The 26,796-nt window shown below is 40.7% G+C and carries 29 protein-coding genes; 18 read left to right on the forward strand and 11 right to left on the reverse strand.

Annotated features, from left to right (window positions below):
* Nucleotides 1–38: 38 nt before the first annotated feature.
* From KO530_RS09150 to KO530_RS09165, 4 genes are read right to left on the reverse strand one after another with little or no spacing between them, the layout of a single operon-like run.
* Complete coding sequence (locus KO530_RS09150; RefSeq protein WP_216048117.1) at nucleotides 39–1,007, reverse strand: glycosyltransferase family 2 protein; 969 nt, start codon at nucleotides 1,005–1,007, stop codon at nucleotides 39–41.
* 59 nt (nucleotides 1,008–1,066) lie between these two features.
* On the reverse strand, nucleotides 1,067–2,020 hold the full coding sequence (locus KO530_RS09155; RefSeq protein WP_216048118.1) for a glycosyltransferase family 2 protein: 954 nt from the start codon (nucleotides 2,018–2,020) through the stop codon (nucleotides 1,067–1,069).
* 10 nt (nucleotides 2,021–2,030) lie between these two features.
* Nucleotides 2,031–3,053: a GNAT family N-acetyltransferase gene (locus tag KO530_RS09160; protein ID WP_216048119.1), complete on the reverse strand. Its 1,023-nt coding sequence runs from the start codon at nucleotides 3,051–3,053 to the stop codon at nucleotides 2,031–2,033.
* Nucleotides 3,054–3,060: 7 nt separating this feature from the next.
* Nucleotides 3,061–4,206 (reverse strand): DegT/DnrJ/EryC1/StrS family aminotransferase, encoded by a 1,146-nt coding sequence (locus tag KO530_RS09165; RefSeq protein WP_216048120.1) that lies wholly within the window; start codon nucleotides 4,204–4,206, stop codon nucleotides 3,061–3,063.
* Between the two features lie 239 nt (nucleotides 4,207–4,445).
* Here KO530_RS09165 and KO530_RS09170 point away from each other — a divergent pair, with 239 nt between their 5' ends.
* The 3 genes from KO530_RS09170 to KO530_RS09180 all read left to right on the forward strand — a co-directional run bounded on the left by KO530_RS09170 (nucleotide 4,446) and on the right by KO530_RS09180 (nucleotide 8,296).
* A complete protein-coding gene (locus tag KO530_RS09170) occupies nucleotides 4,446–5,237 on the forward strand; it encodes a hypothetical protein (RefSeq protein WP_216048121.1) in 792 nt (263 codons plus the stop codon).
* Nucleotides 5,234–6,085, forward strand: a complete 852-nt coding sequence (locus tag KO530_RS09175; RefSeq protein WP_252729068.1) for a hydrolase 1, exosortase A system-associated — start codon at nucleotides 5,234–5,236, stop codon at nucleotides 6,083–6,085. The genes KO530_RS09170 and KO530_RS09175 overlap by 4 nt, the downstream gene beginning before the upstream one ends.
* A gap of 93 nt (nucleotides 6,086–6,178) precedes the next feature.
* A complete protein-coding gene (locus KO530_RS09180) occupies nucleotides 6,179–8,296 on the forward strand; it encodes a PQQ-dependent sugar dehydrogenase (RefSeq protein WP_216048122.1) in 2,118 nt (705 codons plus the stop codon).
* A 113-nt stretch (nucleotides 8,297–8,409) separates the two neighbouring features.
* Here the strand turns inward: KO530_RS09180 and fghA are convergent, their stop codons facing one another.
* Genes fghA through KO530_RS09195 form a run of 3 tightly spaced genes read right to left on the reverse strand, consistent with a single transcriptional unit; the run spans nucleotide 8,410 to nucleotide 10,829 of the window.
* Nucleotides 8,410–9,264, reverse strand: coding sequence for an S-formylglutathione hydrolase (gene fghA, locus KO530_RS09185; RefSeq protein ID WP_216048123.1), 855 nt, complete (start codon nucleotides 9,262–9,264; stop codon nucleotides 8,410–8,412).
* Nucleotides 9,264–10,382 (reverse strand): S-(hydroxymethyl)glutathione dehydrogenase/class III alcohol dehydrogenase, encoded by a 1,119-nt coding sequence (locus KO530_RS09190; RefSeq protein WP_252729070.1) that lies wholly within the window; start codon nucleotides 10,380–10,382, stop codon nucleotides 9,264–9,266. The genes fghA and KO530_RS09190 overlap by 1 nt, the downstream gene beginning before the upstream one ends.
* Before the next feature lie 39 nt (nucleotides 10,383–10,421).
* Nucleotides 10,422–10,829 carry a hypothetical protein gene (locus KO530_RS09195; protein WP_216048124.1) on the reverse strand — a complete coding sequence of 136 codons (408 nt, stop codon included), beginning with the start codon at nucleotides 10,827–10,829 and terminating at the stop codon, nucleotides 10,422–10,424.
* Between the two features lie 373 nt (nucleotides 10,830–11,202).
* On the opposite strand from KO530_RS09195, the gene KO530_RS09200 reads away from it, so the two are divergent.
* Entirely contained in the window at nucleotides 11,203–11,820 is a 618-nt protein-coding gene (locus tag KO530_RS09200) for a translocation/assembly module TamB (RefSeq protein WP_216048125.1), read from the forward strand.
* 75 nt (nucleotides 11,821–11,895) lie between these two features.
* On the forward strand, nucleotides 11,896–12,153 hold the full coding sequence (locus tag KO530_RS09205) for a DUF3081 domain-containing protein (RefSeq protein ID WP_216048126.1): 258 nt from the start codon (nucleotides 11,896–11,898) through the stop codon (nucleotides 12,151–12,153).
* Nucleotides 12,154–12,187: 34 nt separating this feature from the next.
* Here KO530_RS09205 and KO530_RS09210 read toward each other — a convergent pair whose 3' ends face one another.
* Nucleotides 12,188–12,763 carry a GspH/FimT family pseudopilin gene (locus tag KO530_RS09210; protein WP_252729072.1) on the reverse strand — a complete coding sequence of 192 codons (576 nt, stop codon included), beginning with the start codon at nucleotides 12,761–12,763 and terminating at the stop codon, nucleotides 12,188–12,190.
* 234 nt (nucleotides 12,764–12,997) lie between these two features.
* Here KO530_RS09210 and nadE point away from each other — a divergent pair, with 234 nt between their 5' ends.
* Together nadE and KO530_RS09220 are read left to right on the forward strand one after the other, a co-directional pair.
* Nucleotides 12,998–13,828: an ammonia-dependent NAD(+) synthetase gene (nadE, locus tag KO530_RS09215; RefSeq protein WP_216048127.1), complete on the forward strand. Its 831-nt coding sequence runs from the start codon at nucleotides 12,998–13,000 to the stop codon at nucleotides 13,826–13,828.
* 204 nt (nucleotides 13,829–14,032) lie between these two features.
* The gene (locus KO530_RS09220) at nucleotides 14,033–14,371 is read left to right on the forward strand and encodes a P-II family nitrogen regulator (protein WP_216048128.1); all 339 of its coding nucleotides are present in this window, start codon (nucleotides 14,033–14,035) and stop codon (nucleotides 14,369–14,371) included.
* Between the two features lie 65 nt (nucleotides 14,372–14,436).
* Here the strand turns inward: KO530_RS09220 and KO530_RS09225 are convergent, their stop codons facing one another.
* Complete coding sequence (locus KO530_RS09225; RefSeq protein WP_216048129.1) at nucleotides 14,437–14,922, reverse strand: FKBP-type peptidyl-prolyl cis-trans isomerase; 486 nt, start codon at nucleotides 14,920–14,922, stop codon at nucleotides 14,437–14,439.
* 44 nt (nucleotides 14,923–14,966) lie between these two features.
* On the reverse strand, nucleotides 14,967–15,914 hold the full coding sequence (gene ygfZ / locus KO530_RS09230; RefSeq protein ID WP_216048130.1) for a tRNA-modifying protein YgfZ: 948 nt from the start codon (nucleotides 15,912–15,914) through the stop codon (nucleotides 14,967–14,969).
* A gap of 194 nt (nucleotides 15,915–16,108) precedes the next feature.
* Between ygfZ and KO530_RS09235 the strand changes: the two genes are divergently transcribed.
* Genes KO530_RS09235 through KO530_RS09245 form a run of 3 tightly spaced genes read left to right on the forward strand, consistent with a single transcriptional unit; the run spans nucleotide 16,109 to nucleotide 17,659 of the window.
* On the forward strand, nucleotides 16,109–16,360 hold the full coding sequence (locus KO530_RS09235) for a succinate dehydrogenase assembly factor 2 (RefSeq protein WP_216048131.1): 252 nt from the start codon (nucleotides 16,109–16,111) through the stop codon (nucleotides 16,358–16,360).
* 25 nt (nucleotides 16,361–16,385) lie between these two features.
* Nucleotides 16,386–16,793: a protein YgfX gene (locus KO530_RS09240; protein WP_216048132.1), complete on the forward strand. Its 408-nt coding sequence runs from the start codon at nucleotides 16,386–16,388 to the stop codon at nucleotides 16,791–16,793.
* A gap of 26 nt (nucleotides 16,794–16,819) precedes the next feature.
* Entirely contained in the window at nucleotides 16,820–17,659 is an 840-nt protein-coding gene (locus KO530_RS09245) for a MaoC/PaaZ C-terminal domain-containing protein (RefSeq protein ID WP_216048133.1), read from the forward strand.
* A 65-nt stretch (nucleotides 17,660–17,724) separates the two neighbouring features.
* Here KO530_RS09245 and nadB read toward each other — a convergent pair whose 3' ends face one another.
* Entirely contained in the window at nucleotides 17,725–19,347 is a 1,623-nt protein-coding gene (nadB, locus tag KO530_RS09250) for an L-aspartate oxidase (RefSeq protein WP_216048134.1), read from the reverse strand.
* Nucleotides 19,348–19,530: 183 nt separating this feature from the next.
* Here nadB and rpoE point away from each other — a divergent pair, with 183 nt between their 5' ends.
* The 8 genes from rpoE to era all read left to right on the forward strand — a co-directional run bounded on the left by rpoE (nucleotide 19,531) and on the right by era (nucleotide 26,783).
* Entirely contained in the window at nucleotides 19,531–20,109 is a 579-nt protein-coding gene (gene rpoE / locus KO530_RS09255) for an RNA polymerase sigma factor RpoE (RefSeq protein WP_216048135.1), read from the forward strand.
* Nucleotides 20,110–20,166: 57 nt separating this feature from the next.
* On the forward strand, nucleotides 20,167–20,790 hold the full coding sequence (locus KO530_RS09260; RefSeq protein WP_216048136.1) for a sigma-E factor negative regulatory protein: 624 nt from the start codon (nucleotides 20,167–20,169) through the stop codon (nucleotides 20,788–20,790).
* A 103-nt stretch (nucleotides 20,791–20,893) separates the two neighbouring features.
* A complete protein-coding gene (locus KO530_RS09265) occupies nucleotides 20,894–21,769 on the forward strand; it encodes a MucB/RseB C-terminal domain-containing protein (RefSeq protein ID WP_216048567.1) in 876 nt (291 codons plus the stop codon).
* A gap of 1 nt (nucleotide 21,770) precedes the next feature.
* Complete coding sequence (locus tag KO530_RS09270) at nucleotides 21,771–22,247, forward strand: SoxR reducing system RseC family protein (protein ID WP_216048137.1); 477 nt, start codon at nucleotides 21,771–21,773, stop codon at nucleotides 22,245–22,247.
* Nucleotides 22,248–22,506: 259 nt separating this feature from the next.
* Nucleotides 22,507–24,303 (forward strand): translation elongation factor 4, encoded by a 1,797-nt coding sequence (gene lepA / locus KO530_RS09275; RefSeq protein ID WP_216048138.1) that lies wholly within the window; start codon nucleotides 22,507–22,509, stop codon nucleotides 24,301–24,303.
* Nucleotides 24,304–25,200 carry a signal peptidase I gene (lepB, locus tag KO530_RS09280; RefSeq protein ID WP_216048139.1) on the forward strand — a complete coding sequence of 299 codons (897 nt, stop codon included), beginning with the start codon at nucleotides 24,304–24,306 and terminating at the stop codon, nucleotides 25,198–25,200. It abuts the gene before it with no gap.
* Nucleotides 25,201–25,878 carry a ribonuclease III gene (gene rnc / locus KO530_RS09285; RefSeq protein ID WP_216048140.1) on the forward strand — a complete coding sequence of 226 codons (678 nt, stop codon included), beginning with the start codon at nucleotides 25,201–25,203 and terminating at the stop codon, nucleotides 25,876–25,878.
* 23 nt (nucleotides 25,879–25,901) lie between these two features.
* On the forward strand, nucleotides 25,902–26,783 hold the full coding sequence (era, locus tag KO530_RS09290) for a GTPase Era (RefSeq protein WP_216048568.1): 882 nt from the start codon (nucleotides 25,902–25,904) through the stop codon (nucleotides 26,781–26,783).
* The last annotated feature ends 13 nt before the right edge of the window (nucleotides 26,784–26,796 follow it).

The following is a 26,796-nucleotide window of genomic DNA, read 5'->3' on the forward strand; positions in this document are numbered from 1 at the left end:
ATGATTGAGATTTTAATCCATTTTAAATTTGCTGATGGTTACTTTTTGTTCGCTTTATCTTGTTCCATCAATTTCAATTCCAACCTTCTAATTTTCTCTAGGCTTTGTTCTATCAATTGACGATTAAAATTAATAAGGTCAGCTAACAATGCAATCAAAAAAGTAATAATACCTAAAATTGACAAGGTGCCGCCAAGAATGAGTGATTGTATATGTCCACTGCCATCACCGGTAAAGTAAAAATATAAAAATCGTACGATAGGAATAAAACCCAGAATGGATAGGGTTAACGCTATAAAAAAGAACACTTTTAGTGGCTGGTACATGGTGTACATGCGCACAATAGTTGTTAGTTGACGTTCAATAAATTTAGGTATGCTGGTAAAGAGTCTTGATTCCCGCGTTTTTTCGTTTGTGTCAACAGGTACGGATGTCACTGCCATGTGTTTTTTGCCAGCTTGGATTAAGGCTTCAATGGTGTAGCTGAAAGGCGATACAATATTTAACTGCAGAGCGGCTTCTCGGCTATAGGCTCGGAACCCACTTACTGCATCGGGTACATCTACTCCAGAAAGTTGACGCACTACAAAACTGCCAAGTCGCTGTAAAAATTTCTTTAATCCGGAAAAGTGGTCAATTTGTCCAGTGCGACGATCCCCCACTACAACATCTGCTTTATGATCGAGTATCGGCTGGATCAGTTTAGGTATGTCCCATCCCGCATATTGGTTGTCGCCGTCGGTATTAACAATAATATCGGCTCCCAATTTAAGACATTCATCGATACCTTTACGAAAGGTGCGGGCTAATCCTCTGTTATTCTTATTAATAACGATATGATCTACGCCAAGTTCTTTGGCAACTTCGATGGTTCGATCTTTGGAACCATCATCAATAATCATAATTTCTACCTGATCAATTCCCTCAATCGTTTTGGGAATATCATTGAATGTCGCAGGCAATGTATGTTCTTCGTTGTAGCAGGGAATTTGTACTATTAGTTTCAACGTATATTCCTAATACTAAGTGTAAATGTCACCACAGGTGAGTTGCATTTAAACGTCAGCTATTTAATTCGTTTTAAAAACGTGTCGCGAAAAGGTTTATTGTACGTAAAGTGTTTCAAAAGCAAAACAATTCCGGAGAGTTTAAGCCTTTTCAGCATAGATTGTAAGTTGCCAATATACGCATTTCGATTGTCGAAAAGCATTTCTACAACTCTTAGGCGATTAGACTCTGTCATCGCAATATTCTGCAGTAAAAAATAGCGATAATTAATTTCATCGAATAACCGTTTGCTTAAATGGGCACTGCACCAAGCTGCACCAGAAAACAAATTGATCCCTTCACCGCAGTGAGTGGTTATTTTATTTGTAAAACTAATACCATCAGTATTGCGTGTAATATCAAGCCACATTAGATAATCTTCACCAGCAAATTGAAAATCTGTTTTAAAACGACAATCTTTGTGTTTCTTGATGTCATAAATCACTGATGAAGCGCCAATTACGTTGGCAGTGGTTATCTGGCGAACAATATCACCTTTATAAGTATGATTGTATTCATTGTCTAACGGAGGATGTTCACTTGGTGTTATGTATCCTGCGCGCTCAAAAGCGCCAACGGTTTGGCCAATATGTGTGAAGTTATTAAAGTGGAAATCACTTCCAGATCTTAAAGCCTCCAAAGCAAGTTCTAGATGATCTGGTAACCAAACATCATCGGGGTCAAGCAAAGCAACATACTTTACTTCAGCCGATACCGCATCGATACCCGCGTTTCGAGCTGACGCAACGCCACCGTTTGGCTTTTCAATCAACTGAATTTTTTCGAGCAATGGTTGATTGTTGTTTAGTTGCTCAATTTCCTCTCGCGCACCGATGGGGGAACCATCATCTACAACAATAACTTTATCAATTTGCGAAAATGCACTTTGCTGCGCAACGCTAAGCAATGCTTTCTCAAGTAGGCCCATGCTTCGTTGATAAAATGGAATAATTACGGAAACTGAGTTTTTCATAATCTTATAATTACTTTTTCACTTGTTTTAATAGTTTTATGGCCGTTTTAACCAATTTGTTGGGGAAATAGGTTATGTGTTCTATTTCCCTTAACGTTGAATCTAGTCGCTTATGCCATTCCATCGCTTTACCGTAAAACTCTATGTTATTGATTCCTTCGAGTTCTCTTTGTTGAGAATAATGCTTTATCATTTCAATTTTAAGCATCAGCGCGGGAGATTGTTTATTAAATTGTTCGTTATAGGTGGTTTTTAAAATAATTAAACAGTCATCTTGCTGAATACATAAATCCACAGCGACTATTTCTTCATTAATTAAATAATACCAACAACATGCTTTACCTTGCTCTGCCAAATTACTTAATGCTTGTTGATAGAATTTTCCTTGCGTATTGTCAGGCGATATAGCTGTACCTTCTTCGCCTTTCCAGCCGTTACTTTCCAGCTCACCATACTTGATTATAGCTTGCTTAACCTCCGCTGGCTTAGTTACTTTTTGCCAAGATAATGTATCTTCGGCACGGGCTGCGCGATTAATCACTTTGTTGTAGTTCTGCCGCATATTTTTTCCAAGTGATTGAAAATACTTGTCAAAATCTTCAGGAATGGGGCGATTACCCGAAGTGATATAAGGCATGAGTTCAAAATCATCTGCAGGTGTGAACTGGGTGTATTTGGAATCCATCTGTAGCATATCTAACATTGCTACTTTACCTGGTAGGGCAGAGCATAATGATTTCATCAGATCACTACTAACGTGCTGTTCACGATGTAAAAACAACCCTAATGGGCATTGCGAGGGCATGGCTGTAGCCCATCGTCCTTTGCCTAAGGCTTTAAAAAATCCGGCGAGTTGCAATTCATCGTTTTGGTAAGCAACTACTAGTTTTTCGCTTCCATCAAAAAAGTGGGTAATTAGCCCATTGACGAAGTCAGGTTCAAAAAACGCTAGATTCATGGTTTTACGATTTAGATCTTCCCAAGCTTGTTGATGGGTAGAAAATTCAGAACAACTTAAAACTGACCAATTCATAACTATCCTAGGGGCGCAATTGATTGAAAGTGTCGACAATGAAATTTAGCTGTCGGTTGGAAAGTTGCTGATGACATGGCACTTGTATAAGTCTCGAGCGGTAATCTTGACTTATTTTACAATCACTAATCGCAACTTCTTCCCACCTAAGTATTTGTATGCCTTTTTTACGTAAATCAAAAAAGTACTTTTCATCTTGCAGCAAAAAAGGAATAACGTAAGGAATATCTTCATCATTCAATTGCTTGAATAACGCATTGCCTACCTCGGGATTATCAATGTTTTTTACAATGAATTCGAAATTTTCACGTCTTTGCTTGCGTATATGCTTTAAATTACTGTGACAGAATATGGTTTTAGTGTGACGGTAACTCGCAGATGCTAAGTCAATTGGTTGAAAATAACGTAAGTGAGCATCCTCTTCGGCTGGATCCGAGATTTGAGGGACTTGTTCTGGTTTAGATTGGTTAACTAGGCTTTTTACTTTGGCAAGCATTTGCGGGATCCCGACAATGAATGCGCAAGCTTTAGCTTCTTCTGACCAGCCGACATGAGTTAATTTTGCTTCATATTTATCTTTTAGATATAAAGCTCCACCATCTATTGTGGGCAATATTTTGTTGATGCTGCAGATACTAGCGCTAACATCCGGCACTCGTTTACCTGAATCTGCGAAATGGTCGACAAATCTAAATAAGGAATGGGCACAATCTTCTATTATTTCTACCGACTGAGTATGTAAAAATTGAATTACTTCATCGTTATTCTGACCAAATCCAAAATATCTCACTACCACACAGTGGGTAATATCTCCTTTTGCCATTGCTTGCTCTAAAACGGCGATATCGACAGATAAATCAGCCTGTACTGGATAAAATCGGATTTCGTAGCCTAACCAGATGAAAGGTTCAACTAACGCAGGGCAGTGATAAGCAGGAATGAGAATGACATTATTTACATTTTCCTTTCTTAACGCAGTTCCTGCTATACCTATTGCGCCGCGGCCATTTCGGGTAAATGTGGTTTCCCTTACATCCCCTTGAGTGTGTTGCGCCAAATCTAAATCGCTCAATCTAAATTTAGGAGTGGCTGTAACGCTGGGGGCCGGAAATTGACTTGCATCGGCAAGGGGTTTTAAAAATTTTACTGCCATGTGATTCCGCTAAACTGTGCCTGATATAGTTTTTCTTCATGAAAAACTGAGAATTCCTAGGCTTATGCTAAGGTATGTTTGGCTAAATTGCTATATTGTTGCTTCAGTTAACTAAAAAGTGATAATAAAGTAGAATTATCAGAGCGATGCTAATACTGTTTTAGCATCGCCGATGTCTTTTCAAATCTAATGAGATATTATTATCTTCCTTAAAAAACATGTACCTATAGGAAGCAAATGTGATTAAAGGTTATTTCCTACCTAGTGCCGAAGGTAACTTGTTTGTCAGCCAATATGGGCAAACAAATCCGCAAAAGACAATTTTACTGCTTCCATCTATTTTCGAAGAGCTAAATCTAAGTAGAGCAATAGTTGCAAAGCAAGCTTTGTTTTTAGCCAAACAAGGCTACAGCGTCTTTGCGCTGGACTACCTTGGAACGGGTGACAGTGAAAAAGAAATCGAGCAAGTCAATGCTGCTATTTGGCGAGAAAATATCATTTGTGTCGCGCAGTGGCTGAAATCCTTAGGTATCGAAAATATTACTCTTTGGGGGCTACGTTTCGGTGGATTGTTGGCATTAAGAGAGCTACAGACCATTAACCAAATTTTGCCAGTGAAAGATGTCCTATTGTGGAAACCTGTTACTAAAGGTAAGCAGTTTATGACGCAATTCTTACGTTTAAAACAAGCAAACTCAATGATGCAGGGAGAGCAAAAAGTCAATTGGCGTGAGCGCATAATGTCGGGTGTTAATGTTGAGGTGGCAGGTTATGAAATTAGCTCAGACCTACTTGCTTCTATCGACAACCTTGAAGTATCTAAATCGTTAAATTTACCCTGCCCAGTCACATGGTTTGAGTTGGCAAGTGCCTCAATTACCCCTGCAGTTAATATTCAGACTAAAGAGTGGGATCAACAATTTCTTAAAATTGTTTGTTTTGAAGGCTCAGCTTTTTGGCAAATTCCAGAAATATTCGAGCAGAGTCAATTGCATCAACCCACACTAAATGCGTTACAGGGAGAATTATGATGACGCCTGATAGTATTGAGTCAGCTGTGGTTTTTAATAGTGGTGAAGCTCAATTAATGGGGATTTTGCATAAGCCTTCTACCCCTTTGAAAACCGCAGTACTTATAGTCGTCGGAGGCCCTCAGTATCGTGTTGGCAGCCATCGACAATTTGTGCAACTTTCCCGGGCGTTAGCCAAAGCAAACATTGCTTCGTTGAGATTTGACTACACTGGAATGGGCGACAGCGAAGGTGATAAAAAGTCTTTTGATGAGATTAACGAAGATATTAAAGCTGCATGTGATCATATGTGTGCTCAGCTTGGTATAGAATCTATTGTGATTTGGGGACTTTGTGATGCAGCATCGGCTGCTATGATTTATGCGCCACAAGACAGCCGTATTAAAGGCTTGTTTTTGCTAAACCCATGGTTAAGAAGTGACGCTGCAATGGGCAAAACAATGTTGAAATATTATTATGTACAAAGGTTACTTTCAAAAGAGTTTTGGTTGAAACTGATTCGTGGAAAAGTGAATGTGGCTAGCAGTCTTGGAGATGCAAAAGGTTTTGTTAGCGACAGTGTTTCGAGTCAAGATAATCAACAACAAAGTTATCAAGCTCAAATGCAAAAGGGCCTACAAACATTTACAGGTAAAGTTTGTTTAGTATTGAGTGGAGTTGATTTGACAGCAAAAGAGTTTGAACAACAGACGCTTAATAATAAGGCATGGAAAAAATTAAACAGCAGTGATACCACTGTTCATCGTATCTCAAAAGCCGATCATACTTTTTCAAGTAAAGAGTTTAAACAACAAGTCGAAAATTACACCGTTGAATTTGTTGAAAAAAACGAATTTTCTTGTGTTTAGTCGAAGGGCGCTTTTAATATAGTTAAATTAAAGGCGCGCAGTTAGAACCTACTTCTAAAAACTGTTAGGTTTATAAATTTTATAGGATTGAATGTGTCAAACACTAGTCGTCAATATTTTATTTTAAGCACACTTATACAGCTTATTTTAATTGCTCTCACAGTATCTCTAAGTTTTAGCTTTACCAAAACTTTTGAGATTATTCCAGATAGCATATTACATCTCCCCGATGTATACGTGAGTCACGCTGATATGCTGCAAATTGTAAAGATTTTTGTGATTACCTATGCAATCCAAATTGGTCTAGCATTTTGGCGTAATGGTAGTAGTGCTTTTTCAAGCGCTAAACGTTTCGCAAATGAGTACATCTGGTTTTTATATGCTTACACAACAGCGTCGCTGTATTTGTTCCTCGCGACAACAATCAATTATGATCCGCAGTTAATCGCAGCTATTGGCTTGTTCGCAACGCTGTTTTATCTACTGGCATTCGTAGTGATGCAGAGCTTGTTGTTTAGTGGTTCAATTTTAGGCAGCTTAGGAAGTGGTATTGCGGCCACATTTAGGCGTGTTTTTAGCGTAACTGGTATATTGGCATTGATTTACTTCCTCGTTCCACTGGGAATGGGCAAAGCGTTTACATCCGATCGCGATATTGCAAATGCTATTACTCAAGTCCGTATTTGGTTTAACCCAGTGGAGACATCTGATTGGGGATTCAAAAATTACTTACCTAAGCTCAAATTTGCACAACCTGTGTTGGTACGTGAAGGTCCGGAAAATGACGGTACTGTTTACGTGTTAGAAAGAGGCGGAAAAATCAAAAAAATAGCCAATGCCGATGGAGATGACGCGCAGATAGTTGTTGATGTTTCAGAATTCATGGGTGAAGTAGAAATGGAAAATGGTGCGATTGGCTTTGATTTTCACCCAAAATTTGCCGATTCAACTGCGCCTAAACCATTCATTTATCTTTATTACACCGACACTCGGGAAGATAATATACAACATAATCGTATTTCTCGTTTCGAAATCACGTCGCAAGATGCCGTGGTGAATACTGCTTCGGAAACTATTTTATTCGATTTGATTCGCAACGATTCAGGCTTCCACAATGGTGGCTCTATGGAATTTGGCGCAGATGGATTTCTGTATATTGGTTTAGGTGAAGGTGTACATCCGCCCGAAGCGACCACATCCTCTGAAGTGCTGCGCTCTGGTATTTTACGTATTGATGTTGACATGGATCCTGAAAAGAGCAATCCAATTGATGCACCTATGCAATATGGGACAGTTCAGAATTACTATATTCCTAAAGATAATCCGTTTTGGGATAATGACAACATACGTAACGAATATTATGCGTTAGGCCTACGTAATCCGTTTCGGTTCAAGTTCGACCCGCTGACAAATGACCTTTGGCTAGGTGATGTAGGTTCAACTATTTGGGAAGAAGTAAACAAAATTGAAGCCGGTAAACATTATCAATTCCCGGTAATTGAAGGGCGCAGTGAAAGTGGTGTTAAAGCTTGGGAAACCCTCGATATCCCACAACAAGGCCCAGTTTATACATACGAGCACAATGCTTATGACAGAGCCGTTATTGGCGGAATTGTAAATCGTTCTGATATGTACCCAAAATTGAAAGACAAATATGTTTTTGCGGATAATTATTCGGCGAAAGTATTTGTGATGGATTCAGATAAACCGCAAGTAGAAAGTGTTGAATTGATTGCTAGGGCAAATCAATATGCGCAACGCGGAATAAGCTCGGTGGTGCAGCTAAGTGGCGGAGAAATTTTAGTTACAACATTAGGAGCCGCATCCGAGCCAAGTGGTGAAGTATTGCAACTGGTTCACGCAGATCAAGCCAACGTTTTTAGAGAAGAAGTTGATAATACGCCAGAAGGATATGATCAAAATGCGACCGCCGGATTGTTTGCGGTTAACTGTGCTCGCTGTCACGGTGTCAAAGGCGATGGTAAAGGGCCTGATGCAGCCTTGTTAGGTGTTCCAATGCCCGATTTTACTTCGCCTTTATATCACCACAATACGGATACTACAGCTATAAAATCGATAATTGTGGAAGGCGGCGCTGCGGTAGGAAAAAGTCCATTAATGCCACCTTGGGGCGGATTTTTGAAGCCTAAAGAAATCGATCATTTGGTGACCTACTTAGAGTCTTTACCTGATCAGCACCATCAACATTAAGTGCCATTGACCCGTCATAGTATGGGCATAAGTGAGAATAAAAAGCCCCTGTTAAACAGGGGCTTTTTGATTTATTAAGTGCGTGTGTAGATGTTCAACATAATTCGTTTTCGCTACTCTACTGCGGTCAAAAATTTGTGATGGAAACGCAGATGATCTTCAATAAAACTAGCGATGAAAAAGTAGCTGTGGTCATAACCTGGATGGTAATTGACCGTGGCTGGGTAGTGCATTTTTTTAGCTAGTTCGTCAAACGGCTTGGTTAATTTCTGACTCTCATAAAAGTTATCATCTAAACCCTGATCAATTAATATTGGCAGCTGCAAAAATTGACCTTGTTGCTGCAGCAATGTACACGCGTCGTACTGTTCCCATGCACTAATATCATCCCCTAAATAAGCGCGGAACGCTTTTTCACCCCAAGGGCAATTCAATGGATTTACAATTGGCGCAAATGCAGAAATAGAGGTGTATTTTTGCATGTTAGATAGACCCAAAGTGAGCGCACCGTGGCCACCCATAGAGTGTCCTGCTAATGCTACTTTTGGCATGCAATTAAAGGTTTGATTAATTAATTTGGGCAACTCATCCACAATGTAATCATACATATGATAATGAGCATTCCACGGTGCCTGGGTAGCGTTTAAATAAAAACCAGCCCCTTTACCTAAATCATAGCCTTCATCATCGGCAACCTCATCGCCTCTAGGGCTAGTATCGGGAGATACAATAATCAACCCCAGTTCAGCCGCTACTCGCGCCGCACCAGCTTTAGTTACGAAGTTCTCGTCGGTACAGGTAAGACCACTTAACCAATAAATTACCGGTAAGGGCTTGTTTTGTTCAGCTTGTGGGGGCACATAAACACTCAAGTTCATTTCGCAATCCAGCACGCTCGATTGATGCTTAAAACGCTGCTGTTGACCACCGAATGATTTAATTGAAGAGGTTAGTTCCAAAACTGACATTAGAAATGTACCACCGATCTAATAGACTTACCTTCGTGCATTAAGTCGAAGGCTTTATTAATGTCTTCCAAACCCATTGTATGGGTGATGAAAGTATCGAGTTCGAATTCACCATCCATATACCGTTGCACATAATCGGGTAATTGGCTGCGACCTTTCACACCGCCAAAGGCCGTTCCACGCCAAACTCGGCCAGTCACAAGTTGGAAAGGGCGGGTGGAAATTTCTTGGCCAGCACCAGCGACACCAATAATCACTGACTCTCCCCAACCTTTATGGCAGCATTCCAGTGCGGAGCGCATAACCTTCACATTACCAATACATTCAAATGAATAGTCAACACCACCTTCAGTCATATCCACAATCACTTCTTGAATCGGCTTGTCGTAATCTTTTGGGTTAATGACATCGGTCGCGCCCAGTTGTTTAGCGATTTCAAATTTGTCTTCATTAATATCAATGGCGATAATGCGACCTGCTTTGGCCATTCTGGCACCTATTAGCACTGACAAGCCAATTCCGCCTAAGCCAAATACTGCAACAGTGTCGCCTTCTTGGACTTTGGCTGCATTGCTAACTGCGCCCATTCCTGTGGTGACCCCGCATCCCAACAAACACACTTTTTCCAAAGGAGCTTCCTTGGGAATTTTCGCAAGGGCTATTTCTGGTACAACAGTATGTTCGGCAAAAGTGGATGTGCCCATATAGTGGTAAATAGGCTTTCCATTTTTAGAAAAACGGGTGCTGCCATCAGGCATTAAACCTTGGCCTTGAGTGGCTCGAATAGCCTGGCATAAGTTGGTTTTACCCGATAAACAATATTTGCATTTTCCACACTCCGCCGTATACAAAGGAATCACGTGGTCACCCACTTCGACTAAAGTCACACCTTCACCTACAGCTTCAACAATTCCTGCCCCTTCGTGGCCTAAAATCGCTGGGAAAAGCCCTTCAGGGTCATCTCCAGATAGCGTATACGCATCGGTATGACAAACGCCCGTTGCCACTATCTTGACTAACACTTCACCTTTTTGAGGCGGCATTAGATCGACTTCTTCGATACTAAGTGGTTTTCCAGCTTCCCAAGCTACGGCAGCGCGTGTCTTAATGGTTTCCATATTTGTTTCCTCTGTAACAGCTATTGATTTGATATTGAGTTATTGGCACTTACCAATAAACCCAATAGAGCGTTCGAGCCATTTAATTTGGTCAATTTTATATCCATGTGGGCACATTCGATTAGATTCAAGTTCGTTTTCCAATCGCTGGATTGCAATGTCTTCTAATCTTAGTCGCGTTTCGTTATCTAGGGAAAGTCGCGGTACTTGTGAATTCCGCGATCGCAAACCCATATTCGCAAACACGCTATTTTGTTGGCTGCCAAAAAGCTCCGCTGGCGGCAAGAACCAAGTCATAACAAATTCGAATCCTGCACTCGAAGGGGTTATTTGTTTGTCAAATACATGTCGAATGTGCAACTGAGAATCTTTATTTGAAGCACAGCCCGATAAATAAATACAAACAATAATAACCAAGCCTTTTATTGGATTTATGTGTATTTTCAATAGAATGGACCAGTCAATTAACATCCAATTAAACTATGCTTGCGGTGTAAGCGCAAATGCGCTGTTAATTTACCAATCAAGATTTAGTTTAATTACTTGAGTGAAATTACAAATGATGGTTTAGTTTCACTTAATATTTGCAGCAGTTAAACATCTGCCGAATAAGAATATACAGTAAGTAAATACCAATTTTACTTTATTTATTTGTCGCTTTAAAACTCTGATTGATTTTAATTTTGCTTGAGAAAAAAAAGCACATCCTCGAAAAATTGGGTTAATATGAGGTTTAAAATTAGTTTAGATTTTTTCCCACTCCAGCTAAATATAGACATACAACATTGCTGTGTTTTTAGCTCAATTTGAAGGATTATGTGTGAAACACTCTCGTTGTCTTTTTATTGCCACTTCATTAATTATGAGCGGTCATGCTGTTGCTACAGACAATATGTATGGTGTAACGACTCTGGGCTACGCCAAAGCCAACTTAGCATCAACTAGCGCTAACACTACTAGTTATAAATTAGCGGTGGGCTACCAATTCGCTGAAAAATGGTATGCAGAATTTGGCTATCATCAGCTTTCCAAACAATCAATGATTGAACAATTACCCACGACAGTTGAAGGCGTAAATGCAGCTGACTTTGGGCTTAACGCTGATGCTTTAGGGATTTCAGTTTTAGGAAAAGCCAGTAGCAATTATGGTGAACTGTTTTATCGGTTAGGAATATTGAACGTTGATATTGAAGGCCAAACCCTTACCGAAGGGGAGGGTTGTGAATTTGGTACGGCAACCCCATTTACTATTGGTACAGGCGAAAGTTACAACTTATGTGAATTTGATGAGGGCGTAGCGGCCGGACAGATTGGAATTGGCTTCGATTTCTATCTCGGGGTTAATCTGTTACTTCGTACCGAAGTTGAACATATCCGTGGAGAACAAGGTTTTGAACAAAACGGGGCTTACATCGGCTTACGTTACAATTTCAGATAACCTTAACTCAATTTAACATAGTGTTGTTGCGACTTAACGCTGATTTACTCGTGCTAGCAGATTGTGGAGGCTTATGTGAAAAATGAATTAGACAGCCGTTTTATTTTAAATGTGTTCGAAAAAATTCGTGACAAAGGCGAAGCTGTAAAAGATGGCTACCTTTTTCAAGGGGTCAAAGCCTACACTGACCATGATGGTTACACGGTTTATCTGGAGGACGCATTGGTCAGTTTGCGTTTCGGTTTTCATAACCAATATCACTTTGATTATGAGAAAGCCGAACATTTAGAGCAATTTGAAAATAAACTGAAAGCCATCAGCAAAATCGAATAGTGAGTTGAGTTTTAATTATGTTGGCTAACTATCATTAGCTACAACTTAATGCTCCGCCGCTAATGCTTTCATGCACGCCATTTTTATCTGCATCTTGACTCATTTTCACTCTGCCTTGAGGAGTAACTGTAAGCTGTCTGGCATAGGTAGCCTCCTTACTATTGTGACAAATAAGAATAGTTGCTAAGGCGTTCGCGGATCCATTAGGATTGAATAGAATCGCTTGAGCAGGGCCGGTTACATAATTGTTGTTTGATATCAGCGAAGTCGCCACCAAGATATCTTCGTCATCACCTCTTGAGCCATTGCCATCTTCATCACCAAACACCATTTTTACCTGATTCCAATTATTTGAACAGGTTGAAAAGTCAGAGGTGGGGCATATAATAGTGGCAAGCTGTTCATCCACAGCGTTAGCTCGCGCAAATTGAATAACACCGCTGATTTCATTGACTTCTGATACTATACGGCTTTTGATAATGATGCCTTGGGCGGCAGGAACGGCAATAGTTAAAACAATGGCAACGATGGCCAAACCTATCATTAATTCGACAAGCGTGACGCCTTTTTGTAAAGTATTGGACATCAACGAGATGTTTGCGCTTTTCAAAGATACTCCAAATGTTATTTGCTTATTTACTGAATTAAAAAATTTAGTTATTGGAGAATACAATAACTTATTTAAACTTATTTTAGGTATACAATTACACATCAAAGTATCTGAGAAAATTAATTTGTAAAAAGGCATTAAAAATTAGATTCAAAATCTATAGCCTCATTATGTTTAAGCGTTCGCTAATTGAACGTCATATCCAGCCTAATAACCTTAAAAACGAGAACTGAGATGCACAAAAAAGCCATTTTAGAAGAAATGCATGTACTTCCTGAAATAGATCCTCAAAAAGAAATTGAGAAGCGAGTCGCATTTATTCAGAACCAACTCACGCTTTCTGGAATGAAAACGTTAGTGTTGGGGATTAGTGGAGGGATTGATTCTTGTACGTTAGGGCGTTTAGCTCAATTAGCTGTTGATGGATTGAATAAACAATCTAATGGTGGATATCAGTTTGTCGCAGTGCGCCTCCCATACAGTGTTCAAGCCGACGAAGAAGATGCGCAAATTAGTATTGATTTTATTCAGCCAAGCCATGCTGTCAGTGTGAATATTCAACCTGGTGCAGATGCGCTTCACGAACAAACCTGTGGTTCGTTAGCCAAAGCTGGGCTGCTTCCTGATAATCCTCATAAACAAGATTTTGTAAAAGGAAATGTTAAAGCGCGTTCACGCATGATCGTGCAGTATGAGATAGCTGGGATGATGGATGGTCTAGTGCTTGGCACTGATCATTCTGCAGAAAACATTACTGGTTTTTACACCAAGTATGGTGATGGAGCCTGTGATTTAGTTCCTCTATTTGGTTTAAACAAACGCCAAGTTAGACAAATCGCTGCGTTTCTAGGCGCACCCGATAAGATTGTACATAAGGCACCCACTGCAGATCTTGAAACCTTAGCACCGCAAAAAGCAGATGAGCAGGCTTTAGGCATGACTTACGATCAAATTGACGACTTCTTAGAAGGCAAAGAGGTTTCAGAAGATGTGGAGCTAAAACTAATAGAAATATTTACTAAGACCCAGCATAAAAGGGTACCTATTCCCACTATTTATGATTAATCACCAGATGTTAGTTTCCTCGGTGTAGCTTTAACCGCACTGGTTTTTCAAAAACGGTAGTGTTTTATTTCGACCTGCATAAATGCCGTTAGCATATTTTATTAACCTGATGTAAATTAAATGTAAATTTAGGTGTGTTGGCAATCTTGTCAATACACCTGCCTTCAAGCATGTTTGCTTATTGCAGAATCCTAAGGACATTTGATGAAAAAAATCGAAGCAATTATTAAACCTTTTAAAATGGAAGACGTGCGAGAGGCACTTTCTGGAATTGGGATTTCAGGTATGACAGTGACCGAAGTTAAAGGGTTTGGTAGGCAAAAAGGGCATTCTGAACTGTATCGAGGGGCTGAATATCACATTGGTTTTTTGCCCAAGCATAAAATAGAAATGATAGTACCTGATGAATTGGTTGAACGCGCCATAGAAGTCATCATGGACAAGGCTCGAACGGGAAAAATTGGAGATGGTAAAATTTTTGTGTCTAGCATCGAACGAGCGATTCGCATCCGCACCGGCGAAGAAAATGAAGAGGCGGTTTAAATAAGATGATAAGGAAAACCAACCACTAAGTTGATTTTCACTTAATTTAACTTCGCAGAAAATGACTAGTGGTGATGTCCACAGCCACCTTCGGTATGCGGATGTCCATGGGCAATTTCGTCATCTGTTGCTTCTCTTACTTCTAAAATTTCCACATCGAAATTGAGGGAAACGCCAGCAAGAGGGTGATTACCATCAATAACAACTTCGTCATCGGTCTCATCAATCACCATCACAGACTGTTCTCCATCGTCAGTCGTTGCCCTAAAGGTCATACCCACTTCTACTTCCATGCCGTCAAACATGGTTTTAGGTACTAATTGTACTAGCTCGTCATGACGCTCGCCATATGCTAGCTCTGGGGCAACATCTAGAGCAAATTTATCGCCTGGTTGACGGCCTTCTAACGCGTCTTCTAACCCTTTGATAAGATATTGGCTACCTTGCATATAAACCATTGGTTCTCCGTCTCGCGATGAATCAATTTGGGTACCATCTTGGGTTTTTACGGTAAAGTGCATTGTAACAATGGCGTTTTCTGAAATTAGCATATAACGTTATTCTCTATATTGTTAGATCGGTAAAACCCGATAATTTAATCAAGATTGTAGGGCAAAGGCTGTAATGTAAATAATTGCTCAGGGGTGTCTTTAGCCCTGAATATTTGCTCTGCAGTTGTATCATTTGGCAAAATAGCTAAGACACAAGTTCCATGTTCTAATGAAGCACTGCGTAATACTGTACCACTTCGTCGCCAGTTATCACCCATTTTAGCCTCTAAAATGTCGCCTGCAAGTACTGAAGTGGTATTCTCGGACTTCAGGATAAAAGCTGCTCGTTTGTTTTTTCCCAAATACTTTGTTCGCGCAACGACTTCTTGGCCCATGTAACAGCCTTTGTCAAAACTAATTGCCTGGAGAGCTTGCAAATTCATCATTTGAGGTACGAATTGTTCAGATGTGGCAGCCTGAATATTTGCTAAACCACTGAGTATATCTGCCGCTTCCCAATACTTTTCTGCCATTTCTGACGTGGTCAGTTCTTTCGTCAATTGTTGCGCGAGTTTATCGTGCGCTAGAACCAAATATCTAGTGTGTGGCGTATCAAATCGAATCACTTTGCCTTGTTGTGTGGACACAACTTGCAAATGTTTGTCAGGGATCACCCCAAAGTGGGCTTCGATTGCCTGTTCTGACTGGGCACCTGATAAACCGAAATAATGCCATTGGTTCGATGAGTCGCTAAACTCTACCTTTGAAAATACGCCGTATTTTTTGAGTTCTGCCAAGGACGCTGGGATACTTTCGCGGTGACACAGTAAATCGACTCCATTAGTCGTTTTTAGGGCATGAAAAATATTCCACGTTTTACCTTTGAAATCACAGTGACAACCAAGTTGGCTCTGATCTTCAGTTAACGATTCCATGTCGTTAGTGACTTTTCCTTGCAGATAACTCACTGCCTCTTCACCTTCAACGGAAATTATTCCCAAGTTACTTAGTTCACCACAAAAACTATCAGGTGTTGAAAAACTAGACTGCATATTTGCTAATACCTTGTTAATCTATCTATCTTGTCCACTATAATGGGGTTTTGCGACTCAGATGCAAGTCTATCGTTAATTTGTCTGAGATTTTTTACGATAATCAGAATACAATTGCCGTAAGCTAATTATGCAAGACTCAGTTGAGTAAAATAGCTATCCCATTTTGTTTAATGTTATTACCTGGAGCCAGGATGTTTGATAAAAAAAGAGTGTCTAGATTGAAGTGGGCATGTCGACGAGGCATGCTTGAACTTGACGTCCTTTTTATGCCGTTTGTTGAGGAAGCCTTTGACGATTTAGATGAATCTCAACAATTGGTGTTTGAACGTTTATTGACCAGTGATGATCCTGATTTATTTGCATGGTTCATGGGGCATCAAGAGTGCGAAGATCCCGAACTTGCGCAAATGGTTGAACATATCTTGAGTCGTGTCAAAGTATAGAATTAGCATTGCAAAGAGCCGTCTAATGATTTGCCTGCAAATCAGTTGGATAAGCTTTTTGATGTTAACCTTTTGGTTCTGGAAAGCCTCGGTGATTCCTGCGCAAATCATGCTACAAACTATCGCAACGCTTGTTACATTGTTATTCGGCATTCGCTGGATATTCAAAACCCAAGGCGAAGCTTCGATAAGCGTCATGAGTCTGAGTTCTGTTGGCGAAGTGAATTGGTTGCAAGGCGCTTCCTCAGGATGCTATCGAATCAGCCAAAAAAGTAAAATTTGCGGTGCTTTTATCTGCTTGCACTTTCAAAAAAGTATACTTAATAAACCGCCAATGTTTATGTGGTTAGCCAAAGACCAAGTTTCTGAGCATGATTTCAGACGACTATGTCGCATTGTTCTGCGCTGCCAGCAACAATCATTGGACAGTTAATGTGTTTGAAGAGTGATTAATTAAATATGTTGGATTTCCTAAAAGCGGGGCTAAAAAGAAGCCAACCCTTGGTGTTCGATTCTGCACTTTTACCGAATGTAGAACTGGGCGTTCGTCAGAAGCTCGGTAGGGTAGATGAATCGAAAATACAGGCTTACCACAAAGTCGTGCAGTGGCAAGAGACGCAATCAACCCCATTACATCCTTGCTTTTTACATTTGTATGCCTTCAAACAACATATGCAGTTAATGCTTGATGACCGATTTCCTTTTGCGCTTTTGGGCATTGTCCACTTAAGCAATAAGATCGACGTTCTTACTGCGCTAGATCTTTCAATGGATGTGGAACTTGAAAGTAACATAGTTAGCTTTGAACGACATATAAAAGGCATTAGCTTCAAAATAGAATCTAAATTTTATCAGCAACAGCAACTAATATGGCACTCAGAGAGTGAGCTATTAGCGGTTGATAAAAAATCCTTCAGTGGAAAATCCCATTCTCGACCTTACCAGCTACAAAGCGGCTCATTACTTGTTAATCAATGGCATTGTGATTCTGCTGTTGGCCGCAAGTATGGTAAAGTTTCTGGCGATTTTAATCCAATACACTTGAGTCAAACCAGCGCCAAATTATTTGGTTTTAAGTCGGCCATTGCTCACGGAATGTGGAGCAAGGCGAGGAGTATTTCAGAGTTTCAAGAACATATTGGCGATGAGTTCAGCGTTGCAGTTAACTTTATAAAGCCATTGTTTTTGCCATCTGATGTATCTTTGTGGAAATCAGACGACGACACTGCTGTTACTCAATTCTCGCTGACCAGTGATGACGCTAAGGTGTGTTATTTGCAAGGACAAATGACGTTTTAGCGAAAATGCAGAGAGATTAATAATAGGCCGGTAACCTTCCTATTATTAATCAATAGTACGACCGGTTAAGAGTCCAGTCGTCGAGATGGTGTGCTGCTTCGGCCTGCAAGAACGGTTACTTCGGCCTTTTCCAACGTATCTGGGTAATCAAGGTTATAATGCAGTCCGCGACTTTCTTTGCGACTCATGGCACAGCGAACGATGAGTTCTGCCACTGTGACTAGGTTTCGCAACTCCAGTAAATTATTGCTCACTCGGAAGTTAGCATAATAATCATGAATTTCTTGTTGCAACAATTCTATTCTACGAAGCGCTCGTTCTAATCGTTTATTGGTGCGCACTATACCAACGTAATCCCACATAAATAGACGCAGCTCATGCCAGTTATGTTGAATCACTACTTCCTCATCTGAGTTGCCCACTTGACTTTCATCCCAAGCTGGAATCGATTGTTCGAAAACCGGCATATCTGCTTTGGATAAAATATCATTGGCGGCGGCATGCGCAAAGACAACGCATTCCAGTAGCGAATTACTGGCCATGCGGTTCGCACCATGCAAACCCGTGTAGGCGACTTCACCTATGGCATATAAGTTATCTAAATCTGTCTTTGCATTAAAATCGGTTTTTACACCACCACAACTATAATGGGCTGCTGGTACGACAGGAATAGGGTGGCGCGTAATGTCTATACCTAAAGAACGACACTTTCGATAAATATTGGGAAAATGTTTCACAATGAAATCTGCGGATTTATGACTGATGTCTAAATACATGCAGTCCTTTCCTAGGCGTTTCATTTCGAAATCTATCGCCCGTGCGACAATATCTCGAGGTGCTAAATCGCCTCTGGGATCAAATTTATGCATAAATTTGCTGCCATCTGCATGACATAAAAATGCACCTTCTCCTCTTAGCGCTTCGGTAATGAGGAAGTTTTTGGCTTCAGGGTGGAACAAACAGGTTGGATGAAATTGATTGAATTCCATATTTGCCACAGAACAACCTGCACGCCAAGCCATTGCGATACCGTCACCGCTGGAAACATCAGGATTCGATGTATATTGGTAGACCTTACTGGCACCGCCTGTTGCTAGCGCCGTAAAACGACTGCGGATAAATTCAACATGTTCTTTTTTACGGTTCCATACATATGCGCCCAAACATTGATTGGGAGCGCCTTCATGACGGACTAAATCGATAGCATTGTAACGTTCAAACAGATGAATGTTGGGATGCTGCATAACGGCTTCTTGCAATGAAGTTTGCACTGCGAAGCCTGTTGCATCGGCTGCATGTAAAATTCGACGGTGGCTATGTCCGCCTTCTCTGGTTAAATGATAACGGGCGTTTCCTTGTTCATCTTTTTCCTGATCGAAGGGAACACCGTAATTAATTAACCACTGCATACACTGTTTAGCTTGCTTAGCGGTAAAACGAACAGCGTCCTCTTCACACAGCCCAGCCCCCGCTTCAAGGGTATCTTTTACATGGGATTCGATAGAGTCTTGTTCATCAAATACAGCGGCTATACCGCCTTGTGCATACCGAGTAGAACCCTCTGATAATGTACTTTTACTTAGTACTATTACATTATATTTGTCAGCTAACTTTAATGCTAAAGAAAGGCCTGCCGCGCCACTTCCAATAATCAAAACGTCACAACGATGTTCAACAGTAGAGCTCATATAGTACAATAGCCAATTGGAATTAATTTGCAGACCCTATCAGAATTGACAGCTTGTGAAAATAAGCCTTTGAATAGAAAGTTTGTAATAATTTAATTTAAATCGAACTTTTCGCAAAACGCACAGTCTATATTTGTGCTTGCAGGAGCCGTGGTAGTATTTGTATAAGGAGTGATGGCTCGAATGAGCGAGCAGATAACGGATCAACAGATTGTTGAAAAAGTGCAGCGCGGAGATAAAAATGCGTTTGGTTTGTTGGTCACTAAGTACCAACACAAAGTCGCGCATTTGGTTTCACGTTATGTCAAAAATTCAGGTGATGTAGCTGATGTGACCCAAGAAGCGTTTATTAAAGCTTATAGAGCTTTACCTAACTTTCGGGGCGAAAGTGCATTTTACACTTGGCTTTACAGAATTGCGGTTAACAGTGCAAAGAATTATTTAGTTTCGCAGGGAAGAAAACCCCCTGCCAGTGATGTGGATGCAGAAGAAGCAGATTATTACGACGGAAGTGATGCGTTAAAGGAACAAAACTCCCCTGAACGCAGTCTGATGTCAGAAGAACTTGAAAAAGTGTTATTTGATACACTGGATAAATTGCCCGAAGATTTACGCATGGCTATAACATTACGTGAGTTGGAAGGGTTGAGCTATGAAGACATAGCCAATGTGATGGACTGCCCAGTTGGAACAGTTCGATCAAGAATTTTTAGAGCGCGAGAGGCGATAGATAAAGTCTTAAACCCGCTCTTAGAAAGATAAATAAATGACATTTGTAAAAAAATGTTGAAGAATGAAGCGTTAATTCAGGAACCTTTTATGACGCATAAGCATGAAAATTTGTCGGCATTTATTGACGGTGAGAGTCAAGATGATAACTTTGTCTCGAATATCCTCAATGATGATGAAATGGGTGCCAAATGGCAGCGTTATCACATTATTCGTCAATCTATGCGTAAAGAAATGCCAATAAGCGCGGATTTTGACATAAGCGCATCTATTGCCGCTGCGTTGGAGTCTGAACCTGCTATTTTAGCGCCTAAACGTACTTGGCGTGATTTACCGGTTATCAGCAATGTGGTCCCACTAGTTCGTTCCGGCGGGCAATTAGCAATAGCAGCTTCTGTTGCCGTTGCAGTGGTTGTCGGTGTGCAGCAGCTTAATCAAGAAGATCAACAGATTTTTAATCCTGCACCAGCGTCATACCCTGGCATACAAGGGGGATTATCTCCGGTAAGCTTGGAACAAACGCAGGTTACACCAGCGGTAAGTGTTCGTGACCACCAACGTCGTATTAACGCGTTTATCAACGACCACATGGAGCAAGTCTTGCTCAAAGATAGCCAACGTTATCTGCAAGACGAAAGTGCTTTGGTAGATGAAGTTAAAACTGAAGCTAATCAACCAGAAGTAAACCAAGAACGTGAGAAACTTCCTGAATAAATACTTTCTGCAGCCCAACTATCTTTGGGCTGCTTTTCTATTTTTTAGTTGTGTCAAACTGGCTAGTGCACAAGTTGGATTAATTCAAGATCCAAACGTTTTAATGTGGCTAGATAAAATGGCAGATGCTAAAGCAAATCTTAATTACACTGCTTCTTATGTTTTGTCTAAACCTGGTGCGGATCCGCAACCTTATCTGTGGCGTCATGGTGTTAACCAAGATGGCATTGAGATGGAGCAGTTAGATCAGTTGAATGGGCCGGGCCGCGAAGTTGTTCGGGTTGGTGAAAAGGTCAGTTATTTCGAGTCTCACCGCACACCTTATAGCTTAGCTTCAGGGTATATCATTGGACCTATGCCGAATGTGCTGTTAACAGATCCGAAATCTTTATTAAGTTCTTATGACTTTGTGATCATCGGAAAAAGTCGAATTTCCGGTAAAGCAGCGCAACAAATTCGTATGATAAGCAAAGATAAAAGCCGTTTTGGCTATAATCTGTGGTTAGATCAACAAACGGGTTTACCGTTAAAAATCAACGTGGTTGATTTGAATGGTCAAAAAGTTGAACAAATTCAAGTTACAGCGTTAAGCGTTACTGAACAACCAGATCCTTATTTCGCCAAATTAGAAACAGCAACTATGCCTGCTGTAATCGAGCTGGCGCCAGTCGAAGCTACAGAGCAACATTGGCAAGTTGAGTTTATTCCCGTTGGTATGCAACAAATAAAACATACTGTTCGTCAGCTTCCTGATAATTCAGGTTTGCTAGAATATTTAATGTTAAGTGATGGCTTAGTTGATATTTCAGTTTATATGCAACAAGCAACGGCTTCTTCAGCGGAAAGTGATATCGTTGCACGCTTTGGTTCAGATATTTATTATTCAAGAAAACAGGGAGCTGTTTTGGTTACGGTGATTGGCAAAATTCCAGCCAGTACAGCTAATTCTATTGCTACTTCGGTAACACAGGTGCAATAAAGTGATTGAAGAAATTGGCGTTATTACTGCAGTAGATAAAGATCATATTTGGGTTGAAACTGAAGTAAAGTCAACATGTGGCGGTTGTCAGGCTCAAGATAACTGCGGTACTGGTGTTGTTGCCAAAGTTTTTACACCGAAGAAAGAACAACTCATCCTCAGGTGCCATCAAGCGGCGAAGGTAGGGCAAAGAGTAAAACTTGGGGTGGCGGAAAATCAACTTTTGACCGCTTCTGCATTAATTTATTTATTGCCTCTAGTGGTGATGATTGCTACCGCAATTGGCGCTCAATATTTGTTGCCATTAATTGACTTAAAGCATGAGCTTTGGGTTGTAGGAGCTGCTTTTATTACCACATTTATCACTTTTAAATATCTTAAACAATATGCAAATCAGCCAAATACGAATAGGTTCCAACCTAAATTATTGGCTATTTTACCGGCTCAAGACACCCCAACAATCACTAACCCAAAGTGATCCAATGGGTTAAAAAAGAGCGGCTTAATTAAACCGATGTGCAGTGCAAAAGATGTTAGCGTCGAATCATTCTTGACCTATATACTTTACTAAAAATCCCTTTATCGCTATGCATTAAAATCAATTGTTCGGGTATTCGTCAGAACATTATCGCAATGTGCACCAGAACACTGTAAAATCCCCGCCAAATATTTTTTTACTAGTTCCTACTCATTTACTAAGAGGTAGGAACGCTAGCTGTAGGTAACAGTCTTAAACTATGCAACATAAGCACATTCGTAACTTTTCCATAATAGCCCATATTGACCATGGTAAATCGACCCTTTCGGATCGACTTATTCAGCATTGTGGCGGTTTGACCCAACGTGAGATGTCTGAGCAAGTCTTGGATTCTATGGACATTGAGCGGGAACGGGGTATTACGATAAAAGCCCAAAGTGTGACCTTAAATTACACTGCTAAAGATGGTGAAACTTACCAGTTAAATTTCATCGATACGCCAGGACATGTTGATTTTACCTATGAAGTATCTCGTTCATTAGCAGCATGTGAAGGCGCGCTATTAGTTGTAGATGCGGGGCAAGGTGTTGAAGCGCAGACATTAGCAAACTGTTATACCGCCATCGATTTAGATATGGAAGTGGTTCCTATTCTAAATAAAATTGATCTTCCTCAAGCTGAGCCTGATCGCGTTGCCGAAGAAATAGAAGATATCGTAGGAATTGATGCTATCGATGCAGTGCGCTGCTCTGCCAAAACTGGGGTTGGGATTGAAGATGTTCTGGAGGTGATTGTTCGTCAAGTTCCTCCTCCTGAAGGTGACCCTGACGCACCACTAAAAGCGCTTATTGTCGATTCTTGGTTCGATAACTATCAAGGTGTTGTGTCTTTAGTGCGGGTAATGGAAGGCAAGCTAACCGCTAAAGACAAAATACAAATCATGTCAAATGGTGCGGTACATCAAGTTGACAATGTGGGTATATTCACCCCTAAACAAACCAAGACAGGCGAGCTTAAAACCGGTGAAGTGGGTTACATCATTGCGGGTATTAAAGATATTCAAGGTGCACCTGTTGGCGATACAATTACCTTAGCTAAAAATCCTGCTGAGAAGGCACTACCTGGTTTCCAAAAAATTAAACCACAAGTATATGCTGGTTTGTTCCCAGTTAGCTCAGATGAATACGAAGATTTTCGCGATGCTTTGGCGAAACTGACCTTAAATGATGCGTCATTGTTTTATGAACCTGAAAGTTCATCTGCACTGGGCTTTGGATTCCGTATTGGATTCTTGGGTATGCTGCACATGGAGATCATTCAAGAACGTTTAGAAAGAGAATACGATCTAGACTTGATTACCACAGCGCCAACGGTGGTGTATGAAGTTGAAACCACCAAAGGCGAGTTACTCAAGGTAGATAATCCTTCTAAATTGCCACCTCTTAACGACATTGCACAAATTCGCGAACCGATTGTTGAAGCGCATATTTTGGTGCCGCAAGATTATTTGGGCAACGTTATTACCCTATGTATCGAAAAGCGTGGCGTGCAAACCAATATGACGTACCACGGCAAACAGGTTGCGGTTATTTACGAATTGCCCATGGCCGAAGTCGTTATGGACTTCTTCGACCGTTTGAAATCAACCAGCCGTGGATTTGCATCGCTAGATTATAACTTTGTTAAGTTTAGCGCTGCCGATATGGTACGTTTAGATATTTTAATTAATGGTGAGCGAGTTGACGCTTTAGCGGTCATTACCCATAAAGATAATGCTCAAGGTCGAGGTCGTGATTTAGTTGAAAAATTACAAGAGCTGATCCCCAGACAAATGTTTGATATCGCGATTCAAGCGGCCATAGGTAATCACGTGATTGCCCGCAGCACAATAAAACAACTTCGTAAAAACGTTATAGCCAAGTGTTACGGTGGTGATGTGAGTCGTAAGAAAAAGCTTTTACAGAAGCAAAAAGAAGGTAAAAAACGTATGAAGCAAGTGGGTAATGTAGAGTTACCGCAGGATGCATTTTTAGCCGTACTCAAGGTAGGAAAATAAATGGCAAATTACTTTTCACTCTTTCTAGTTTTTTTAACAGTTGCATCAGGCTTAATTTGGTTGATAGATGCAAAGGTGTTTGCACCAAAACGTCGGCAAAAAGTGGTTGCAGCGAATGACGGTAATCCATTGCCTGAAGGCGCTGAGCTACCGATTCCTTATATCGTAGATACCGCTCAGCAAATTTTTCCGGTAATTGCCTTCGTACTCATTTTACGCTCATTCTTGTATGAACCTTTCCAGATCCCTTCTGGTTCAATGATGCCAACATTATTAGTCGGGGATTTCATTTTAGTGGAAAAGTTTTCCTACGGATTGAAAGACCCTGTTACACGTACTAAATTTATTGAAACTGGGGAACCTGAACGCGGTGATGTGGTTGTTTTCAAATATCCAGAAAACCCTAAATTGGATTACATTAAGCGAGTAGTGGGATTACCTGGTGATACCATCAGTTATTCCTCAAAAGATCTTTATATCAAACCTGCATGTCCTACAGGTGAAAATTGTTTGCCTGAGTACAAAGTGGAAAGAGACTTTTTAGGGCAGTACAACTATCAAGGTTATCAGATTAATAAGCTAAGTGAGCAACTAGGTGATGTTAATCATGAGATCTTAATCTTTCCGAGAAGGCTTGATGATATCAGTCGATATTATGAGCAACGTGGCACCAAAATAGGTGAGTGGGTTGTCCCTGAAGGAAATTATTTTGTTATGGGTGATAACCGCGACAACAGCGAAGATGGCCGCTTTTGGGGATTCGTTTCAGATGACCATTTAGTTGGTAAAGCGGTCGCCATTTGGATTAGTTTTGAATTTGAACGTGCCCCAGAGGACTTTTTACCAACATGGATTCCTACCGGTGTGCGTTTTGAGCGTGTGGGTGGCATTGAATAAATGTCGCTAAACCCTTCATATCAAAAACTCTATGATCGTATCGGCTACCAATTTTTAGATGCTGATAACCTAACCTTGGCGTTAACTCATCGTAGTTACAAGAATGTCCACAACGAACGTTTGGAATACCTAGGTGATGCCGTATTAGGTCTAGTCGTGGCCGAAGAACTATTCAAACGTTTCCCTCTTCAACCGGAGGGCAAACTCACCAGAATGAGAGCGACCTTAGTGAAAGGTGAAACTTTAGCTGAAGTGGGTAGAGAGTTTGAGCTAGGAGATATTTTGCTGCTTGGTTCTGGAGAGCTAAAAAGTGGTGGTTATCGCCGCAGTTCAATACTAGCCGATGCAGTCGAAGCAATCATTGGTGCAATTTATTTGGAGTCAGGATTAGATTGCTGCAAACGATTAATTTTGAATTGGTTCAGCTCTCGTTTTAATGATTTAGATCCAAGTGCTCATCCCAAAGACAATAAAACACAGCTTCAGGAGTTTCTCCAAGGCCGGAAGTTGCCCTTGCCGGAATACGAAGTAACCGAAGTACTAGGTAAAGATCATGACCAAATTTTTGTGGTTAGCTGTACGGTAGAAGGTCTATCTGAAAAGGTATCCGGTCGTGGCAGTTCTCGTAGGAAAGCGGAACAACAGGCAGCTAAACAGGTTTTGGAGAAATTAAAGTGATACAAGCAAAAACATATTGTGGCATGGTTGCCATTGTTGGCCGTCCCAATGTGGGTAAGTCTACGCTGCTGAATAAGCTGTTAGGACAAAAAGTCAGTATTACTTCTCGTAAGCCGCAAACAACACGCCACCGCATTATGGGAATAGATACTGAAGCTCAGCATCAAGCTATTTTTGTTGATACTCCAGGCTTGCATGTCGAAGAAAAACGCGCAATAAACAGGTTGATGAACCGTGCAGCATCAAGTTCATTGGCTGAAGTTGGTCTAGTTTTGTTTTTAGTCGAAGGTACGAAGTGGACTGAAGATGACCAAATGGTATTGAGTAAGGTCAAACAGTCAGGATTACCTTGTTGGTTGTTAATAAATAAAAGTGACAACGTAAAAGATAAAACCCAATTGATGACACATATGCAATGGCTTCAGGAACAACATAACTTTGAAAAAATTATGCCAGTTTCAGCTAAGCTAGGACGCAATGTAGAAGAGCTTCGAGAAATGGTTCATGAAACCTTACCAGAAAGCGAATTTTATTTTCCTGAGGATTACATTACCGACCGGTCGAGTCGATTTATGGCCGCAGAAATCGTTCGTGAAAAATTAATGCGCTTTACTGGTGACGAATTACCTTATTCTGTGACCGTAGAAATAGAGCAGTTTTTGCTGGCCGATAATGGTGTTTATCGTATTAATGGATTGATTCTAGTCGAACGTGAAACCCAAAAGCGTATGGTGATAGGTAAGGGCGGACAACGCCTGAAAACCATTGGAGCTGAAGCGCGAAAAGATATGGAAAACCTATTCGATAACAAAGTATTTTTAGAGCTTTGGGTCAAAGTTAAGTCTGGCTGGGCGGATGACGAGCGAGCGCTCAGAAGTCTAGGTTACGGGGATAATAATTACTAAAGACTGCGGTCTT

It is taken from the genome of Aliiglaciecola lipolytica (assembly GCF_018860635.1).
GTDB lineage: Bacteria > Pseudomonadota > Gammaproteobacteria > Enterobacterales > Alteromonadaceae > Aliiglaciecola > Aliiglaciecola lipolytica_A.